Source organism: Paenibacillus camelliae, assembly GCF_023715345.1.
Classification (GTDB): Bacteria; Bacillota; Bacilli; order Paenibacillales; family Paenibacillaceae; genus Pristimantibacillus; species Pristimantibacillus camelliae.
Map to the genome: position 1 here is coordinate 1 of NZ_JAMBNY010000051.1, position 447 is coordinate 447.

Consider the following 447-nt stretch of genomic DNA (forward strand, 5'->3'; position numbering starts at 1 on the left):
GTTTAAGCGGGGGGCAAATTGCGTTACCTTGTCAGGAGAAGATCAATCGAACAGGAAAGCAGGGTGGGGCAACGCATTCCCGTCACGCTGGGCAATATCGCCCCGCTGGCGGTTAAACCCTTCCGACCAGGCAAGCTGGCGCTGGTATGCGAAGGCGGAGGACAGCGAGGGATTTTTACTGCCGGGGTGCTGGACGAATTTATGCGCGCCGGATTTAACCCCTTTGACCTGATGCTGGGTACTTCCGCCGGCGCGCAAAACCTCTCCGCCTACATGTGTAATCAGCAAGGCTATGCCCGCAAAGTTATCACCCGCTACACCACTTCACGCCAGTTTTTCGATCCGATGCGCTTTGTGCGCGGCGGCAACCTTATCGATCTCGACTGGCTGGTTGAGGCCACTTCGCAGCAAATGCCGCTTGCCATGAACGATGCCGAAGCGCAGTTC

1 protein-coding gene is annotated in these 447 nt (G+C 57.3%); it reads left to right on the plus strand.

The genetic code is table 11. The annotated features are described in order from the left end of the window. Positions 1-63: 63 nt before the first annotated feature. Positions 64-447 (plus strand): patatin-like phospholipase family protein (locus M3180_RS22340; protein WP_251671635.1); only part of this gene is annotated, 384 nt, incomplete at its 3' end.